Raw genomic sequence first — 16405 nt, forward strand, 5'->3', positions numbered from 1 at the left:
ATGACCACACTCGACAACAGGCCGAACGCCGCACTGCTCGTCATCGACGTCCAGAACGGCGTGGTGGGCAAGGCACACAACCGGGACAACGTCGTCGCGAACATCGTCGCGCTCGTGGACAAGGCGCGCGCCGCGGGTGCGAACGTCGTCTGGGTGCAGCACTCCAACGACGCGATGCCGCGTGGCAGCGACGACTGGCAGTATGTGCCGGAGCTGTCACCGGATGACGCGGAACCGTTGGTGCACAAGAGATATCCGGACTCGTTCGAGGATACCGACCTCGAGTCGGTGCTGGCTTCGCGTGGCGTCGGGCGGCTATTGGTGTCGGGGGCGCAGACCGACGAATGCATCCGCTCAACCCTGCACGGCGCCATCGTCCGCGGCTACGACGTGACGCTGGTCGACGACGCACACACCACGGACGACCTCACCGAGTTCGGCGCACCACCGCCGGACAAGGTCATCGCGCACACGAACCTGTACTGGCGCTACCACACCGCACCAGGCCGGACAGCCCGCACGGTCAGCACCGCAGAGGCAGACTTCACGAACTGACCGACTTCTCCCACACCGAGACGTGCCGCCTGCTCTCGGCAGTGAAGGGCTCTTTGGTCCAGTCCTCCCACCGATCACGCAACCGCAGCCCGGCGATCCGCGCCATCAGGTCGAGCTCGGCAGGCCATACGTACCGGAACGGAATGGAGGTGTACTCGCCGCGCCCGTTGACGACCTCGACGTAGTTCGAGCTCATCGCCTGGATGGCAAAATCGTAGATATCAAAGGAAAACTTCGTCGGGCTGACGTGGAAGGGCAGCACGTGCTGCCCCGGCGGGAGCTTGCGCAACTCGGGCACGCCGACCTCGATCAGGAAGCAGCCGCCGGGCGCCAGGTGCGCCGCGACATTCTGGAAGCACGCCACCTGTTCGTCCTGGGTGGTCAGATTGGAGATCGTATTGAAAACCAAATAAACCAAAGAAAAAGCGCCGTCCACCCGGGTGGTGGCGAAATCGCCGATCGTCACATTGATCGTCTCGGCGCCAGGCTTTGTGCGCAGCCGGGCGACCATCGCGCGCGACAGGTCGATGCCGTGCACCGGCACGCCGCGGCGGGCCAGCGGTAGGGCGACGCGTCCCGTGCCGATGCCCAACTCCAGCGCGCGGCCGCCCCCGGCGAGCCGGGCCAGCAGGTCGACGGCCGGGGCGAGCACCTCGTCCGTATTCAGACCTGCCGTCGAATCGTCGTAGGTCGCGCGACGCGTTCCCCGAAATAGCCGTCGTCGTCCATGGTCGCCGACGGTATCGCCGGTGATCGCGCGGTCGCACGCCATTTTTCGCGCCGCGAGCTGTTACCGTCGGGTGTGCTGTTGCGACAGTTGGAGTACCTCGTCGCCCTCGCGAGGGAACGGCATTTCGCCCGGGCCGCCGAAGCCTGCCACGTTTCGCAGCCATCGCTGTCGGCCGCGATCCGGAAACTCGAGCGCGAGCTGGGCGTGCCGATCGTGCACCGCGGCCGCCGGTTCGCCGGGCTCACCCCAGAAGGCGAGCGGGTTCTGCTGTGGGCGCACCGAATTCTCGCCGAACGCGACGCGCTGCGGCACGACCTGTCCACGATGCGCGCGAACCTGACCGGCGTACTGCGCATCGGCGCGATCCCGACCGCGCTGACCGCCACGCCACTGCTCACCGCCCCGTTCTGCGAACGGCATCCCCATGTCCGGATCTCGGTGGAATCGTTGTCCTCACGGGAAATCCGGGAACGGCTGGCGGAGTTCGAACTGGACATCGCGATGACCTATGTGGACGACGGCGAGATCGAAAACCTGCGCGTGACCCCGTTGTACGAGGAACGCTACCTGCTGCTGACCCCGAACGACGGCAAGTACGCCGATCGTGCGCAGGTGCGCTGGACCGAGGCCGCAGCCTTGCCACTTTGCCTGCTGACCCAGCGGATGCGCAACCGCCGTCTCCTCGACGAGATCTTCGCGGCCGCCGGTGTCACCCCGGTCCCCGCGATCGAGACGGACACCGTCGCCGCGCTCTACGCCCATGTCGCGACACACCAGTGGTCGAGCGTGATCTCCCATGCGTGGCTGCACATGTTCGGCACCCCCGAGGGGATGCGGGTGGTGCGCCTGGAAGATCCGCACCGCGCGCCGCGGATCGGGCTGGTCACCGCTGACCACGATCCCGAGCCGATCCTCGTGCGCGCCCTGCTGGACCTCGCGCGCGGCCTGGACCTGCGCGGCGAGCTCGACCGCGTGCTGCGCCGGCACCTGGACGCCTGATAGCCGCCGGCTATCCCCGCATAGGCACTTTCGCTTTGACCCATCTCGCCCACACCCGGAAAGGTCGAGAGCACCAACGGTTCTCTCGAAGGAGAAGGTCATGGCAAAGGTGCTGTGTGTGCTGTACGACGACCCGGTCGACGGCTACCCGAAGTCCTACGCGCGGGACGGCCTGCCGCACCTGGACAGCTATCCGGGCGGCCAGACCCTGCCCACCCCGTCCGCGATCGACTTCACCCCCGGCCAGCTGCTCGGCAGCGTCTCCGGTGAGCTGGGGCTGCGCCGGTTCCTCGAAGCGCAGGGGCACACCCTGGTCGTCACGTCCGACAAGGACGCCGCGGACTCGACGTTCGACCGCGAGCTGGCCGACGCGGATGTGGTGATCTCCCAGCCGTTCTGGCCCGCGTACCTGACCGCCGAGCGCATCGCGAAGGCGCCGAGGCTGAAGCTCGCGATCACCGCCGGGATCGGGTCCGACCACGTCGACCTCGACGCCGCCATCGAACACGGCGTGACGGTCGCGGAAGTGACCTACTGCAACAGCATCAGCGTCGCCGAGCACGTGGTGATGATGATCCTGTCGCTGGTGCGCAACTACCTGCCGTCACACCAGTGGGTGCTCGACGGCGGCTGGAACATCGCCGACTGTGTCGAGCGCTCCTACGACGTCGAGGGCATGCACGTCGGCACTGTCGCCGCCGGCCGGATCGGGTCCGCGGTGCTGCGCCGGCTCGCGCCGTTCGACGTGCACCTGCACTACACCGACCGGCACCGGCTGCCCGAAGACGTCGAGCGGGAGCTGAACCTGACCTTCCACCCGTCCGCCGCGGACATGGTGCCGGTGTGTGACGTGGTCACCATCAACGCGCCGCTGCACCCCGAGACCGAGGGCATGTTCGACGACCAGCTGATCGGCACCATGAAACGCGGCGCGTACCTGATCGACACCGCCCGCGCCAAGATCGCCGACCGCGACGCCGTCGTGCGTGCGCTGGAGAGCGGGCAGCTGGCGGGCTACGCGGGCGACGTGTGGTTCCCGCAGCCGGCGCCGGCCGACCACCCGTGGCGGACGATGCCGCATCACGGCATGACCCCGCACATCTCGGGCAGCTCCCTGTCGGCGCAGGCCCGCTACGCCGCCGGCACCCGCGAGATCCTCGAGTCGTGGCTGGGCGGCACGCCGATCCGCGAGGAGTACCTCATCGTCGACGGCGGCAAGCTCGCCGGCGCCGGCGCGCACTCCTACTCGGTGCGCCACTGACGGCTTAGTCTGGGCCCATGCCGGAGGGCGACGACCGGCCCGCCCGGGTCGAGGACGTGCACGAGCTCGCGCTCGCGATGCCCCATGTCACCGTGGAGCGCATCGGCGGCGGCAAGCCCGTGTACCAGGTGGGCCGCAAGTCGTTCATCTTCTTCCGGAACCCGCGGCCGGACGCGCGCGATCCGGAGACCGGGGAGCGCTACCAGGACGTCATCGTGTTCTGGGTCCCCGAGGAGGCCGACAAGGAAGCCCTGGTGCAGGACGAGCACACGCCGTTCTTCACCACGCCGCACTTCAACGGCCACCTCTCCGTCCTGGTGCGAGGGTGCCGGATCGCCGAGCTGACCCGCGGCGAGCTGGCCGAGGTCGTGCAGGACGCGTGGCTTTCGCGCGCCTCGGCGCGCCGGGCGGAGGACTGGCTCGCCGCGCACTGATCAGCGGAACGCGACCGCGGCTTCGGCGGTGTTGACCAGGAAGGTCAGCGACTCCTGCAGGTACAGCTCGACGGTGTCCGCGTCGTGGGTCTGGTAGCCGATCGACACGTCCTGGCCCAGGTGCAGCTCGTAGTCGCCGCCGCGGGTGGAGACCAGCAGCGCGGCCGAAAGCGCCGGCGCCCAGATGATCTCGCCGCCCGAGCCGAGGACGCGCGCCACGTGCTCGCGGATCGGGTAACCGTGCTCCCGCGTCTCTTCCAGCGCGGTGTACGCCTCAGCGGGAAGGAGCAGGGCGTAGTCGCCGTTGACGCCGTCCAGCCGGAGCGCGCCCATCGCCTGCGCGACCGCGACCGGGTACTCGGTCGCGTCCGCCGGGAAGTCCAGGGCCCGGGGCGCCGCCGCGCGGATCCCGGTGATCCCGGCCGACGGCAGGCCCTCGGCGATGGTCCGGTCCTCGATGAACGCGAGCTTCTTCGCGGCGTCCTTGGCCGGCTGCCAGTCGGCGTCCCGCGCGCCCCGCTCGACGTCGTCGACCGCGGCGCGGCTCACCGTGAACGGCACCCGCAGCTCGACCACGGTCGCGACCTCGCGGCTGCGGAGCCGCACACCGGTGTCCGGGGACTCCAGTTCGCGCAGGTGCCCGGTGCCGACCGCGGCCAGCGTGGCGCCGCCCGGCTCGGCCACGTCGACGACCCGGCGGCCCGCGAGGTGCTCGGTGAAGGTGCGCCGGGTCTCGGCTTCGAGATCGGCCCACGCGGCAGCGGACACGGGGGCGAGTTCGCGGTGCAGGTTGTTCATGACGTGATCCGTTTCTTGAGACTGCCGATGCGCAGCGAGTGGTCTCCGGCGGCGGGGGCTGCGGCGGGCGGCGGGGGCGGGTCGTCGAGAAAATCCTGGCTGGGCACGAAGAACAGGCAGCCGGTGACCGCCGTCGAGAACTCGAGGATGCGGTCGGTGGTGCCGGGTGGGTTGCCGAGAAACATGTTCTCGAGCATCCGCTCGGTCACCCCGGGATCGGCCGCGTAGCCGATGAAGTAGGTGCCGCGCTCGCCGCCGGCCAGGTGCGCGAACGGCATGTTGTCCCGCACGATCTGCCGCTCTTCGCCGTTGTCGTCGACGATCGTAGTGAGCGCGACGTGCGAGTCGGCGGGTTTGACGTCGTCCGGCATTTCGATGTCCGACAGCTTGGTGCGCCCGACCACCCGTTCCTGCGCCTCGACCGGCAACGCGTTCCAGGCCGCCATGTCGTGCAGGTACTTCTGCACGATCACGTAGCTGCCGGCCGCGAACTCCGGATCCTCGTCGCCGACGTACACCGCGTCGGCGGCGGCGCGCCCACCCGGGTTCTCCGTGCCGTCCACGAAACCCAGCAGGTCGCGCTCGTCGAAGTACTTGAACCCGTGCACTTCGTCGACGACCGTCGCGGCCCCGGACAACCGCGCCATCAGCTGGTCGGCCAGTTCGAAGCACAGGTCCATGGTGACCGCGCGGATGTGGAACAGCAGGTCACCCGGCGTGGAAACCGCTGTGTGCACCGGGCCTTCGAGCACCCGGAACGGGTGCAGTCCGGCCGGGCGCGGCTCCGCGAACAGCCGGTCGTAGAGGTCCGAGCCGATCCCGGCGACGCACGAGAGCCGCCCCTCTTGCACGCGGAAGCCCACAGACCGGGTCAGCCCGGCGACATCCGGCAGCAGATCGCGAACCGTGTCCTCGCCGCCCTCGTCGACCGTCAGTACGAGGAAGATGGCCGCGGCCGTCAGCCCGGTCAGTATCGGCTGCGGCTCAGCCTCGCTCACGCTCGTCCTCCGGGTTCGCCCGCCGATCAACTTCCGGCAGACTACCGCCCGGCGAGGCGAAATGCTCAGTCGTCCAGCGGCACCAGAGCGAGCGCGGCGATGCGGGCCGGGTCGTCCACGATGTCCATCGCGAGGATCCGGCCGTCCGCGACGGTGAACAGTGCCACCGAAAAGGCCTCGTCCTCGGCGTTGTAGGCGACAGCGGCGACTGTTTCGCCGACGAGCGCCAGCCGGGTGTGCGCGGCGAGGCGGCCGAAAACGGTGGCGCCACCAGCGACGCTCCGGGCGCCGTGCAGGACCCGGTCACTGGAGTGGAGAACGACGTCCGGGTCCAAAACCGTCATCAGCCGCTCGAGGTCGCCACCTCGTGCCGCGGCAAGGAAAGCCTCGACGACGGCGCGCTGTGGTTCGCGCTCGGGCACGGGCGCGGCCCGCACGCGGCGTCGGGCCCGGCTGGCGAGCTGGCGGGCCGCCGCGGGTGTGCGGCCCAGGATTCCGGCGATCTCGTCGAACGGGACCGCGAACAGGTCGTGCAGCACGAACGCGAGCCGCTCCGCCGGTTCGAGCGTGTCCAGCACGACGAGCAGCGCGAGCCCGACCGAGTCCGCGAGCAGCGCCTCCCCCTCGGGCGCCGCGCGTGGATCGGCCGGTTCCGGCAGCTCGTCCACCGGTTCCTCGCGATGGGTTCGCCGCGCCCGCAACATGTTCAGGCAGATCCGGCCGACGATCGTGGTGAGCCAGCCACCGAGGTTGTCCACCCCCGCGCCGCCGTCGCGGTCGACCCGCAGCCACGCCTCCTGCACCGCGTCGTCGGCCTCGCTGACCGAACCCAGCATGCGGTAGGCCACCCCGCGCAGGTGCGGGCGGTGCTCTTCGAACCGTGCCGCCAGGAACTCTCGCTCGTCCATCGTGCCCCTTCCCTCACTGCCCTGACACCCGGGCGGGCGGGGATGTGACATCAGTCCGATTAGGACAACCCAGCCTCAGCCGACCTCGATGATGCTCTCCTTGCGGATGAGTCTCGGCTCGGCGTCGTCCGAAGAACCGTCGGGCTGGACGGGGACCCACACTTCCATCGTGTACTGGTCGAAGATCGGCTCTCCCGCGACGGTACCCTGCCGGCACAACCGGGTGACGTCGCCGAACCGGCTCGGCACCCGGTAGGTGACCCGGCTGCCGGTGCTCAGCCCTGTGCCCTCGTACTCCACCTGGCCCCCTCGACTGGTACGACTGCCAAGTAATCGACGGTAGCCACGGTCCTGGCAAAACCCCATCCCGTAGCCGGGTGAATTCAGGGCGCGGTGGCCACCCGGACGGGCCTGGTCGCAGCCGGGCCAGGAGGCCACCTGCCCGCGGATCGACGACGAGACGCCGTCCGGACGCCGACCGGGTGGCGTCGGTGGTCACGCGGTGCCGTCGTCCATTCCCCCGGCGCCGGCGTGCTCGGCGGCACGGACACCCGGCCGGGCCGCTCCAACCGGTGAGCGGGCCGCAGCCCGGCGCACGGGTCATCGCCACTGGTCAGCGTCACGATGGACGGTCCGATGTCGACCTCTCGTTGCGCCACAGTATCTTTTGACCGTCGCTAGTGGACATCCAGACCAGTCGATCAGTCTACTTAGGACTTATTCTGCTCCACATAGGACTGTCAAGGGTTTGAATGCGAGTAGCCGCAGGCCACTGCCCGTCCGAACAAGACAAGATCGGCGATCGGGCACACGGAATGCCGATGACGTAAGGGAAATGTGAGCGGAATCTCCGGTGGACTCACAGCGTTACCGCATGCACGCAGTGATCACCCTCTCAGCGTAATGCTGTTTTCACGTCCCTGGGTTACCTTGATTGACGGTCTGCCAACGACTTCCGAAGGTGAACGGTTTCCACCTTCGTCCGACCGCCGGAGCCATCGTGAACCTCGTCGACGTAACGTTGTTCAACCATGCCCAAAATCAGCTTCGCGGCCTCTGCGATGTGGCCGGATTCGAGCCAGGGGACGAAACCCCGTCGGTGCTGCTGCGAGAACTGCTCGGCCCGGCCGGGACACGCCCGCTGGGCGAAGAGCCGAAGCACCTCTCCGACGTCGCCGACGACGGGACGCCCGTAGAGTTTTCGATCGCCTTCGACGACGATGGCGCCCTCGCCGTGCGCGTGCTCGGCGAAGCCGGTAGCGACAACCTCGGCGACAGGGGGAGCATCGCCGCTGGAAAGCGCTTTCTGAACGCGGTCAGCAAACGCTTTCACATCCCCACCGAACGGTTCGCCGCGGTGGCCGACCTGTTCCTTCCCGACCGGCCACAAGGGAAGTTCGCGGTCTGGTTCTCCCTGATCCTGAGACCGCGGGCCCGGCCACGGCTCAAGGCGTACTTCAACCCGGAGGTCCGGGGCCGCGACCGCGCCAAGGACCTCGTCCTGGAGGGCTTCCGGCGGCTCGGGCTCGACCACGCGTACGACGCGATCGCCCGGCACGCGCTGGTTCGCGGCGCGCGGGACCGGTTGTCGTTCTTCGCGGTCGATCTCGACGACAGCCCGCTGTCCCGGGTGAAGCTCTACGTCTCGCACGAAAGCGCTCTCACCGCCGACGCGGAACGCGCCGCCTCGGTGGTCCAGGGCGCGGATCCGTTGCGGGTACGGGGGTTCTGCCAGGCCCTCGGTGGCGGCACGACCACGTTCGCCGGCCGGCCGCTGGTGTCGAGCTACTCGTTCGTGGAGGCCGAGCCGGACGGCCCCGGCACCTACAGCCTGTACCTGCCGGTGCGTGACTACGTGCCCGACGACGAGGTGGCGCGCGAGCGCGTGGGCGCCTTCCTCGCCGGTCACGGCCTGCCGACGGACACGCTGGACAAGGCGATCGGCGCGGTGACCGACCGGCCGCTGCAGAGCGGTGTCGGGCTGCTCGCCCACGTTTCCCTGCGGCTCGGACCTTTCGGGTCGGGTACCACGGTCTATCTGTCCTCCGAAGCCTACGGCGTCACTCCGCCGCGCGGCCCGGCCGATACGGTCGGCAGCGGTGTGATCAACTCAGCGATCGCTCCGTGAGTACGAAAGAAGGCACCATGAAGTCCTTTCCGCCGTATCGGATCCAGGTCGTCAAGGAGATCCCGGTCACGACCAGGGCGGAGCGCGAGGAAGCGCTTTCCGCGGCCGCCTACAACATGTTCGACGTGCCGGCGCGCAAGGTCACGATCGACCTGCTGACCGACTCGGGCACCGGTGCGGTGTCCGCGGCGCAGGAGGCCGCCGCGGCGGCCGCGGACCGCTCGTACGCCGGATCCGACTCGTACTACCGCTTCCGTGGCGTCGTCGACAAGCTGACGTCCTATCCGCACATCTTCCCGGTGCACCAGGGCCGCGCCGCGGAACGGGTGCTGTTCTCCTCGGTGCTGCGGCCGGGCCAGCTCTCGCTGTCCAACACCCATTTCGACACCACGCGCGCCAACGTCGAGCTGCTCGGCGCCGAGGCGCGGGACCTGCCGTGCGTGGAGGCGAGGGACCTCGACAGCGCGGAACCGTTCAAGGGCAACATCGATCTCGCCGAACTGGAGCGCACCCTGAGCGGCCCGGACGGCCCGCGGGTCGGCCAGGTGCTCATCACGATCACCAACAACGGCGGCGGCGGGCAGCCGGTGTCGATGGCGAACCTGCACGCCGTGCGCGAACTCTGCCGCCGCTACGGCGTCCCGTTCTTCCTCGACGCCGCCCGTTTCGCCGAAAACGCCTGGCTGGTAACGGAACGCGAACCCGGCTACCGGCACCAGACCCCACGTGAGGTGGCCGAGCAGGCGTTCGCGCTCGCCGACGGGTGCGTGGCCAGCCTGAAGAAGGACGGCATCTCGCCGATGGGCGCGTTCATCGGGCTGCGGGATCCGGAACTGGCGAAACGCTGCGAGGTCAACCTGATCGCCACCGAGGGCTTCCGCACCTACGGCGGGATGGCGAGCCACGACCTGGAGCGCGTCGCCCAGGGCCTGGACGAGGTGCTCGAACCGGACTACCTGCGCTCGCGCACGGAGGAGACCGCGCACCTGGCCCGGCTGGTCAACGACGCCGGGGTGGACATCGTGCAGCCGGCCGGGATCCACGCGCTGTACCTCAACGCGGGACGGCTGCTGTCGCACATCCCGCCGAGCGGCTTCCCCGGGCACGCACTGGCCTGCCAGATGTATCTCGAAGGCGGGATCCGGTGCGTGGAACTGGGTTCGCTGTACCTCGGCAAGTTCGACGCCGGGCACAACCTGCTGGAACCGGCGCCGTTCGAACTCGTCCGGGTCGCGATCCCGCGCCGCACCTACACCCTGGCGCACCTGGAGTACGTGGCGGAGGTGCTCGCGGGTATCGCGAAGAATCCCCAGACTGTCCCGGAATACCGGGTGGTCGACGCGCCGCCGCTGCTGCGCCACTTCAACCTGAAGATGGCGCAGGCCGCGGCGTAAGGGCGGCTAGCTGCCCGCGCTCACCAGTTCGGCGGGCTCGGGCGGCAGCTTGTCCATCGCGTAGCGCACCAGGCGGATCAGCGCCAGCTTGCTCGACTCGCGCTGGCGCGCATCGAAGAACATCACCGGCACCCCGGGCGAAAGGGCGAGCGCCTTACGGATCTCGCCCTCCTCGTACCGTTCCGCGCCGTCGAAGATGTTGACCGCCACGATGAACGGGATCTTCCGCCGCTCGAAGAAGTCGATCGCCGCGAAGCTCGAGTTGAGCCGCCGCGTGTCGACCAGGACCACGGTGCCGATCGCGCCGCGGGCCAGTTCGTCCCACATGAACCAGAACCGGTCCTGGCCCGGCGTGCCGAACAGGTACAGCACGGTCTGCGGGGAGATCGTGATGCGCCCGAAGTCGAGCGCGACCGTGGTGGTGGTCTTGCGCTCGACCCCGGTCAGATCGTCGATCCCGTCGCTGGCCTGCGTCATGACCTCTTCGGTGGACAGCGGCACGATCTCGCTCACCGAGGCGACCATGGTGGTCTTGCCGGCGCCGAAGCCGCCGGCGACGACGATCTTGACCGGCGTCGGGATCATGCTGTCGCTAGAGGTTGTTGAGTCCATGGAGTACCGCCTGAAGTAGTTGACGATCCGGGGCCTTGGCCGGCTGCGGCGAGCGCACGATGACATCTCCCCGCTCGACGAGGTCGGTGCACAGCACCCGCACCACCGCGAGCGGCACCTTGACGTACGCGGCGACCTCAGCCACCGACAGCGGTCGCTGGCACAGTTCGAGGATCGCGAGATGTTCCGGGGTGAGCCCGACCGGGTCCTGGCCGCCGCGGATCGCCATCACCTGCGTGGCGACGTCCATGGCCGCTTCGGTCGGGATGCGGCCGCGGGTGATCGCGTACGGCCGGACCAGTGGGCCGGCCGCCTCGTCGTACCATTCCTGGTCCGCCATCAGCCACGCTCCGGCCCGGACCTCACGGTCTCCCGCGGCGCCGAGGTCATGTAGTCGCCGACACGCTTGACGAGCCGGTTCATCTCGTACGCGATCATCTCGACGTCGACGCTGCCCTCGGCGAGGATCGCGAGGCAGGCGCCCGCGCCGGCCGCGGACACGAACAGGTACCCCTCGGCCATCTCGATCAGCGTCTGCAGCACGGGGCCGCGGGAGAAGTGCCGGCTGGCACCCTTCGCGAGGCTCTGCAGGCTGGACGCGATCGCCGACAGCTGGTCGGAGTCGTCCTTGGACAGGCTGGCCGACTTGCCCATCAGCAGGCCGTCGGCCGAGAGCACGACGGCGTGCTGGGCCCCCACAACACGATCGACCATATCGTCGAGCAACCAGTTCAGCTCGACCTTGGAGCCATCTTTCTCGTTCATTGCTGAGTCCGACTTCCCTCTCACTCAGTGGTTGCCAGGGCGCTGGTCCGGCTCGTCCGCATCGCGTCCCCGGCGGGTGCCCCGGTGGAACGCCGAGATCGTGCCGAGGGTGCGGGGCGCGTATTCGTCGAAGTCCGCTGGCTCCGACTCCGGGTCTTCGCGCAGCTGGGCAACGAGGTTCTCCTGCGGTGCGCGCTGGGGCAGCGGCGGCCGCTCCCGGCGTACGGGTGGTTCGGGCTCGGGCTCCGGCATCATCGTCACCGTGGTGCGGGCCGGTTCCCGGCGCGGTGCCTCGGGCACGATCGGGATCGGCGAAGGACGGCGCGGCTCCGGTGACGGCGGCTCGCGGCGGACCTCGGTGGGCAGATCGTCCGGTCCGTCGTCGAAGGCGGAAACCTGTGCCGCACTCCGGAACTCGGGCTCGGCGTTGTCGGCCACCTCGTCTCCCGTCGCCAGTAGCTCGGTCGGAACCAGCACAGTAGCGCGAGTTCCGCCGTAACGGGAGGTGTCGAACATGACCTTGATCCCGAGTCGCGCGGCGAGGCGCGCGACCACGAACAGACCGAGGCTCGCGTCCGCTTTCAGTGCCATGGCGTCGAACTCGGGTGGTTCGGCCATCATCCGGTTGGCCCAGTCGCGGACCTCGTCGGTCATGCCGAGGCCCTGGTCGGCGATGTCGACCACGACACCCCGCGCGACGCGGGTGCTGGTCAGGTGCACCTGGGAAGCGGGCGGGGAGAACGAGGTCGCGTTGTCGACCAGCTCGGCGACGAGGTGAATCGTGTCGGCGACCGCGGATCCGGTGACCGCCACCTGCGGCACGGTTTCCACCTCGACGCGGGCGAAGTGCTCGGTCTCCGACACCGCCGCGCGCAGCACGTCCATCAGCCACACCGGCTTGCGCCAGCGGCGGCCCGGCTGCTTGCCGCCGAGGATGATCAGGTTCTCGGTGGTGCGGCGGGCGCGGGTGGCGAGGTGGTCGAGCTGGAACAAACCCTTGAGCTGGTTGGGGTTGTCCTCCTGGCTCTCCATCCGGTCGAGGATCTGCAGCTGCCGGTGCACGAGACCCTGGTTGCGGTGGGCGATACCGAGGAACACGTTGTTGACACCGCTGCGGGCCTTGGCCTCGCTCGCCGCGGCCGAGACCGCGGTCAGCTGGGCGAGGTTGAACGCCTCGGCCACCTGCCCGATCTCGTCGCGGCCGTGGTCCAGTCGTGGCAGCTCGGCGTTCATGTCGACGGATTCGCCGACCTTGAGCCGTTCCACGATGCTCGGCAGGCGGATCTGGGCCAGTGCCAGGGAATCGTCGCGCAGGCGGGCGAGACGGGTGACCAGGGTCCGGTCGACCAGGGTGCGGGAGACCCGGACCGCGACGTAGATCGACGCGACGGCCGCGAGCAGAGCGGCCACACTGCCGAGAATCGCGGTGAGGAGGTTCGAGTTGCCGTCGTCGAGTGCCTGTGACGAGACCTTGTCGGCCTGCAGGGTGGTGAGCCCGGCGAGGCTGCCCGAGATCTGGCCCGACAGATCGCGCCAGTCGCTGTCACGCACGGTCAGGCCGCCGACGTTCTGCCGGAACGTGCCCGGACCGTGGGTGATGATCGCGTCCTCGTCGGCCGCGAGCCGCGTCCACGGGTCGCTGGTGATCAGCTGCTGGTAGCGGTCGAACACCTCGGGGCGCATGAACGGGGCGACCTTCGCCAGCGTCCCGCGGTAGGACCCGACCAGCTGCGCGAACTGCAGATGGTCGGCGGGGGCGAACGTGCCGGCGGCGAACGCGCTGGAGACCAGCGACGCGGCACGCGACATCTGGTCCGACGCCCGGAAGATGTCGGTGGCGTCGATGGCCCCCTGGGTCGCGGTCACGTCGGGCACGCCGCGCGCCTGCGCCGCGAACAGGTCGGCCGAGGCGTCGAGGAGGTGGTTGTAGAAGTCGTTGACCTGGGGCTTGGTCGCCGAACGCAGATCGACCTGGGCCCGGATCACCGGCAACTGGTCGAGAATCCCCTCGAGGTTGTGGATCCGGGTGACGATGTCGTCCGGGGCGATGCCCGCCGCGTCGGTCATCGCGGAGCGCAGGCTCGCCAGGTTCGGGTCGATCGACGTCTGCTGTTGCTGCAGCTCCTGCAACGACATCGCGTTGCTCTCGAGGTAGATCAGGCTCAGCTGCCGTTCCTGTTGCAGGGCACCGAGTGCGGTGACGGCGGGGATCGACACCTGCTGCACCGTGGAGGCGACGGTCCGCACGTAGATGCCCTGGATGACGAAGTAGGCCGAACCGCCGAACCACAGCACCAGGAGCGTGATGCTGGGAATCAGAACGGTTCCCGTGAGGCGTTTTCTGATCGACTTGCTGCGCTCGTTGCCCGACTGCTCACTGCTGTTCTTCACGACGCTCCACGGGAGGTAGGAACCGCTACCGGCGAACCCACTACGGGGAAGAAGTGAACCACGCTTGTCAAGCCTGTTACCGGGCAAGAAAAGCGCGATTCACCGGCAGGCGCACGCCATTCCCGGCCCCGGGACCGCACCCTGCTCCGCATGAAGGACCACCGACCATCCGGACTATCCAACTGTCATCCTGTCGGCGCAGATCATTGCGCACCGTGGTGGGACGACCACTGCCGCCCCCCGTTCCGGCTATATATCCCCACTCCAGAGTGGTTTTGCGCCGTGGATCACTCGCTTTCGGACGAGCCGGCCGCACCGGCCGGGGAGCCCGCCCGGAACCTTGGACAGCGTGCAATGAAAGCGCTTTCCGGAAATCGGCGAGCGCCGCACCGGACCCATTCTTCCGCGATCGAGGTCCGCTCACGAATGATTCAAACCTTTGATCGAGTGCCGCCGGGGTGGCAGCGCGTGGACACCGGCACACCGTCAGGCTACCCTGACACCATGAGTGAAGACCCGTGGTCCGCGGCGCAGCCGGCGTGGCGCCGCCTCGAGGGCTTGCGCGAAGGTGCGACCGACGGTGATGGCGCTTTGTCGGCACTGTCGGATCTGGGGCTGGTGCGGCGTTTGCTGGACCGGACCGAATTCGAAGCGGTCCGGATCGCCCGCGGTGACGGCAAGTCGTGGTCGGAGATCGCGGTGCGCCTCGGGGTGACCCGGCAGTCGGCGTGGGAGCGGTGGCGTGACATCGACGAACCGCAGCAGTCGGTCGTCGCGGAGGTGGCCGCCGAGGTGACGGCGACGGCACGCCAGCGGCGCCGCCGGGGGACGGTCCTGGTACCGGAACTGACCGGCTTGACCCTGGAGAACGCGCGGCTGCTGTTGAGTCAGAACGACCTCGTCCTGGTGGAGTCGGACGCGACGGCGTCGAGGGTGTCGGACTGGCCCGACGGGGTCGTGCTCGACCAGAGCCCGGAGCCCGGCGCGAAGGTGCCGCCCGGCTCCCCGGTCACCGTCTGGCTTTCCGGTGGTGGCGGCGGTGGATCCGGCGTGCGTGAGCCGCGCCGGCCGAAGCCGGATCCCAAGACCGGACGCAAGATGCGCGACGAAATGACCGACGAAACCGTGAACTGAGGCCGCCGCACAGGGCCATGTGGGTGATCTCGGCTGCCACGGGTGGTCACGATGGCGTCTGATTGTATGAAACTGCTGTTCCACTGACCGCAACAGCGTCAGAATTATGTCATGACGGAGGCGGCGCGGTCCACAGTGGATCTCTTTGCCCCGGACGTCGCCGCGGAGCCCTACCCGCACTACCGGGAGCTCCGGGACGCCGGACCGGTGGTGTACCTGGAAAAACTCGATACCTATGCCCTTACCCGGTACGAGGATGTTCGCTCGGCGCTGCGGGACTGGGAGACCTTCACCTCCAGCGAGGGAACGGCCTTCAACCCCGCGATGAACCAGAACGTGCGTGGCGTGATCCTCACCGCGGAACCACCCGAGCACGGCGCACTGCGCTCGGCCCTGCTGGAACGGCTGCGGCTCACGTCGGTGCGCGAGCTCACCGCCTGGTTCCACGAACAGGCCGACGAGATGGTCGCGCCACTGGTCGAGCGCGGCGGCTTCGACGTGGTGAGCGAACTGGCCCGGCAATTCCCGACGAAACTGCTCGGCGAGCTCATCGGCTTCTCCCCCGAACTCACCGAGAAGTTCGTGATCGGCAGCAACGCGGTGTTCGCCGCGATGGGCCCGATGAACGACAAGACCGAGCGGGCGCTCGGGATCATCGGGGACGTCCTGGCGACCATCGCCGGGATGACCGCCGCGGACTTCGCGCCGGGCAGCATGGGCGAATCGCTGTACCTGGCGGCCGAACGCGGGGAAATCCCGCACGAGCACGTCGGCAAGCTGCTGTGGAACTACGCCGGCCCGGCCTTCGACACGACGATCCAGGCGATCAGCAACCTCGTCTGGGCCCTGGCAAGGGATCCCGAGCAGCTCGCCCTGCTGCGCAAGGAGCCGGACCTCGTCCCCGGTGCCGTCGAGGAGGGCCTGCGCTACGAACCGCCCATCCAGATCTGGGGCCGGTTCTGCCGGAAGGACGTCTCGTTCGGCGACGTGCTCCTGCCCGCCGGCTCGCGGGTGGCGATCGTGCTGGGCGCCGCGAACCGGGACGAACGGCACTACCGGGACCCGGACCGGTTCGACGTGCAGCGCAACGCGCGGGACTCGCTGGCCTTCGGCTACGGGATGCACCGCTGCACCGGCGCTTCGCTGGCACGCCTGCAAATCGAGGCCGTGCTGCGGGCTCTGGCCGGCCGTGTGCGCGGGATCGAGCTCGGTGAATCGAAGCGCCAGCTCAACCACACCGTCCGCGGGTTCGAGACACTGTGGGTGCGCACGACCTGAGAAACCAAGATCCACGACGG

Annotated in this window: 17 protein-coding genes; 8 read left to right on the plus strand and 9 right to left on the minus strand. The window is 68.9% G+C overall.

Annotated elements, in window-relative coordinates:
- Nucleotides 1–555, plus strand: coding sequence for a cysteine hydrolase family protein (locus tag LOZ83_RS38850; protein ID WP_236796930.1), 555 nt, complete (start codon nucleotides 1–3; stop codon nucleotides 553–555).
- Here the strand turns inward: LOZ83_RS38850 and LOZ83_RS38855 are convergent.
- Nucleotides 545–1327 carry a class I SAM-dependent methyltransferase gene (locus LOZ83_RS38855; protein ID WP_308190402.1) on the minus strand — a complete coding sequence of 261 codons (783 nt, stop codon included), beginning with the start codon at nucleotides 1325–1327 and terminating at the stop codon, nucleotides 545–547. The genes LOZ83_RS38850 and LOZ83_RS38855 overlap by 11 nt on opposite strands.
- 30 nt (nucleotides 1328–1357) lie before the next feature.
- Here LOZ83_RS38855 and LOZ83_RS38860 point away from each other — a divergent pair, with 30 nt between their 5' ends.
- The 3 genes from LOZ83_RS38860 (at nucleotide 1358) to LOZ83_RS38870 (ending at nucleotide 3979) form a co-directional block, all read left to right on the plus strand.
- The gene (locus LOZ83_RS38860) at nucleotides 1358–2284 is read left to right on the plus strand and encodes a LysR family transcriptional regulator (RefSeq protein ID WP_236796977.1); all 927 of its coding nucleotides are present in this window, start codon (nucleotides 1358–1360) and stop codon (nucleotides 2282–2284) included.
- Nucleotides 2285–2384: 100 nt separating this feature from the next.
- The gene (locus tag LOZ83_RS38865; RefSeq protein WP_236796931.1) at nucleotides 2385–3545 is read left to right on the plus strand and encodes an NAD-dependent formate dehydrogenase; all 1161 of its coding nucleotides are present in this window, start codon (nucleotides 2385–2387) and stop codon (nucleotides 3543–3545) included.
- 17 nt (nucleotides 3546–3562) lie between these two features.
- Nucleotides 3563–3979, plus strand: coding sequence for an MmcQ/YjbR family DNA-binding protein (locus tag LOZ83_RS38870; protein WP_236796932.1), 417 nt, complete (start codon nucleotides 3563–3565; stop codon nucleotides 3977–3979).
- On the opposite strand, the gene LOZ83_RS38875 is transcribed toward LOZ83_RS38870, so the two are convergent.
- The 4 genes from LOZ83_RS38875 to LOZ83_RS38890 form a co-directional block, all read right to left on the minus strand.
- The gene (locus tag LOZ83_RS38875; protein WP_236796933.1) at nucleotides 3980–4777 is read right to left on the minus strand and encodes a family 1 encapsulin nanocompartment shell protein; all 798 of its coding nucleotides are present in this window, start codon (nucleotides 4775–4777) and stop codon (nucleotides 3980–3982) included.
- A complete protein-coding gene (locus LOZ83_RS38880; protein ID WP_236796934.1) occupies nucleotides 4774–5775 on the minus strand; it encodes a Dyp-type peroxidase in 1002 nt (333 codons plus the stop codon). The genes LOZ83_RS38875 and LOZ83_RS38880 overlap by 4 nt, the downstream gene beginning before the upstream one ends.
- Nucleotides 5776–5840: 65 nt before the next feature.
- The gene (locus LOZ83_RS38885) at nucleotides 5841–6683 is read right to left on the minus strand and encodes a sigma-70 family RNA polymerase sigma factor (protein ID WP_236796935.1); all 843 of its coding nucleotides are present in this window, start codon (nucleotides 6681–6683) and stop codon (nucleotides 5841–5843) included.
- A gap of 75 nt (nucleotides 6684–6758) precedes the next feature.
- On the minus strand, nucleotides 6759–6983 hold the full coding sequence (locus LOZ83_RS38890) for a hypothetical protein (protein ID WP_236796936.1): 225 nt from the start codon (nucleotides 6981–6983) through the stop codon (nucleotides 6759–6761).
- A gap of 763 nt (nucleotides 6984–7746) precedes the next feature.
- On the opposite strand from LOZ83_RS38890, the gene LOZ83_RS38895 reads away from it, so the two are divergent.
- Together LOZ83_RS38895 and LOZ83_RS38900 are read left to right on the plus strand one after the other, a co-directional pair.
- Nucleotides 7747–8811, plus strand: coding sequence for a tryptophan dimethylallyltransferase family protein (locus LOZ83_RS38895; RefSeq protein ID WP_236796937.1), 1065 nt, complete (start codon nucleotides 7747–7749; stop codon nucleotides 8809–8811).
- 17 nt (nucleotides 8812–8828) lie between these two features.
- Complete coding sequence (locus LOZ83_RS38900; RefSeq protein WP_236796978.1) at nucleotides 8829–10205, plus strand: tryptophanase; 1377 nt, start codon at nucleotides 8829–8831, stop codon at nucleotides 10203–10205.
- Between the two features lie 6 nt (nucleotides 10206–10211).
- Here the strand turns inward: LOZ83_RS38900 and LOZ83_RS38905 are convergent, their stop codons facing one another.
- From LOZ83_RS38905 to LOZ83_RS38920, 4 genes are read right to left on the minus strand one after another with little or no spacing between them, the layout of a single operon-like run.
- Nucleotides 10212–10817: an ATP/GTP-binding protein gene (locus tag LOZ83_RS38905; RefSeq protein WP_236796938.1), complete on the minus strand. Its 606-nt coding sequence runs from the start codon at nucleotides 10815–10817 to the stop codon at nucleotides 10212–10214.
- Entirely contained in the window at nucleotides 10798–11157 is a 360-nt protein-coding gene (locus LOZ83_RS38910; RefSeq protein ID WP_236796939.1) for a DUF742 domain-containing protein, read from the minus strand. The genes LOZ83_RS38905 and LOZ83_RS38910 overlap by 20 nt, the downstream gene beginning before the upstream one ends.
- A complete protein-coding gene (locus LOZ83_RS38915; protein ID WP_236796940.1) occupies nucleotides 11157–11582 on the minus strand; it encodes a roadblock/LC7 domain-containing protein in 426 nt (141 codons plus the stop codon). The genes LOZ83_RS38910 and LOZ83_RS38915 overlap by 1 nt, the downstream gene beginning before the upstream one ends.
- A gap of 24 nt (nucleotides 11583–11606) precedes the next feature.
- Nucleotides 11607–13973: a nitrate- and nitrite sensing domain-containing protein gene (locus LOZ83_RS38920; protein ID WP_236796941.1), complete on the minus strand. Its 2367-nt coding sequence runs from the start codon at nucleotides 13971–13973 to the stop codon at nucleotides 11607–11609.
- Nucleotides 13974–14477: 504 nt separating this feature from the next.
- On the opposite strand from LOZ83_RS38920, the gene LOZ83_RS38925 reads away from it, so the two are divergent.
- Both LOZ83_RS38925 and LOZ83_RS38930 read left to right on the plus strand, forming a co-directional pair.
- The gene (locus LOZ83_RS38925; protein ID WP_236796942.1) at nucleotides 14478–15107 is read left to right on the plus strand and encodes a PASTA domain-containing protein; all 630 of its coding nucleotides are present in this window, start codon (nucleotides 14478–14480) and stop codon (nucleotides 15105–15107) included.
- Nucleotides 15108–15218: 111 nt separating this feature from the next.
- Nucleotides 15219–16385: a cytochrome P450 gene (locus LOZ83_RS38930; protein ID WP_236796943.1), complete on the plus strand. Its 1167-nt coding sequence runs from the start codon at nucleotides 15219–15221 to the stop codon at nucleotides 16383–16385.
- Nucleotides 16386–16405: the final 20 nt, after the last annotated feature.

Source organism: Amycolatopsis sp. GM8 (assembly GCF_021653975.1).
In the GTDB taxonomy this organism is placed as follows: domain Bacteria; phylum Actinomycetota; class Actinomycetes; order Mycobacteriales; family Pseudonocardiaceae; genus Amycolatopsis_E.

Coding starts and splice junctions, on each gene's coding strand:
- LOZ83_RS38850 (WP_236796930.1), top strand. CDS start 1: ATGACCACACTCGACAACAGGCCGAACGCCGCACTGCTCGTCATCGAC.
- LOZ83_RS38855 (WP_308190402.1), bottom strand. CDS start 1,327: ATGGCGTGCGACCGCGCGATCACCGGCGATACCGTCGGCGACCATGGA.
- LOZ83_RS38865 (WP_236796931.1), top strand. CDS start 2,385: ATGGCAAAGGTGCTGTGTGTGCTGTACGACGACCCGGTCGACGGCTAC.
- LOZ83_RS38870 (WP_236796932.1), top strand. CDS start 3,563: ATGCCGGAGGGCGACGACCGGCCCGCCCGGGTCGAGGACGTGCACGAG.
- LOZ83_RS38875 (WP_236796933.1), bottom strand. CDS start 4,777: ATGAACAACCTGCACCGCGAACTCGCCCCCGTGTCCGCTGCCGCGTGG.
- LOZ83_RS38885 (WP_236796935.1), bottom strand. CDS start 6,683: ATGGACGAGCGAGAGTTCCTGGCGGCACGGTTCGAAGAGCACCGCCCG.
- LOZ83_RS38900 (WP_236796978.1), top strand. CDS start 8,829: ATGAAGTCCTTTCCGCCGTATCGGATCCAGGTCGTCAAGGAGATCCCG.
- LOZ83_RS38905 (WP_236796938.1), bottom strand. CDS start 10,817: ATGGACTCAACAACCTCTAGCGACAGCATGATCCCGACGCCGGTCAAG.
- LOZ83_RS38910 (WP_236796939.1), bottom strand. CDS start 11,157: ATGGCGGACCAGGAATGGTACGACGAGGCGGCCGGCCCACTGGTCCGG.
- LOZ83_RS38915 (WP_236796940.1), bottom strand. CDS start 11,582: ATGAACGAGAAAGATGGCTCCAAGGTCGAGCTGAACTGGTTGCTCGAC.
- LOZ83_RS38925 (WP_236796942.1), top strand. CDS start 14,478: ATGAGTGAAGACCCGTGGTCCGCGGCGCAGCCGGCGTGGCGCCGCCTC.
- LOZ83_RS38930 (WP_236796943.1), top strand. CDS start 15,219: ATGACGGAGGCGGCGCGGTCCACAGTGGATCTCTTTGCCCCGGACGTC.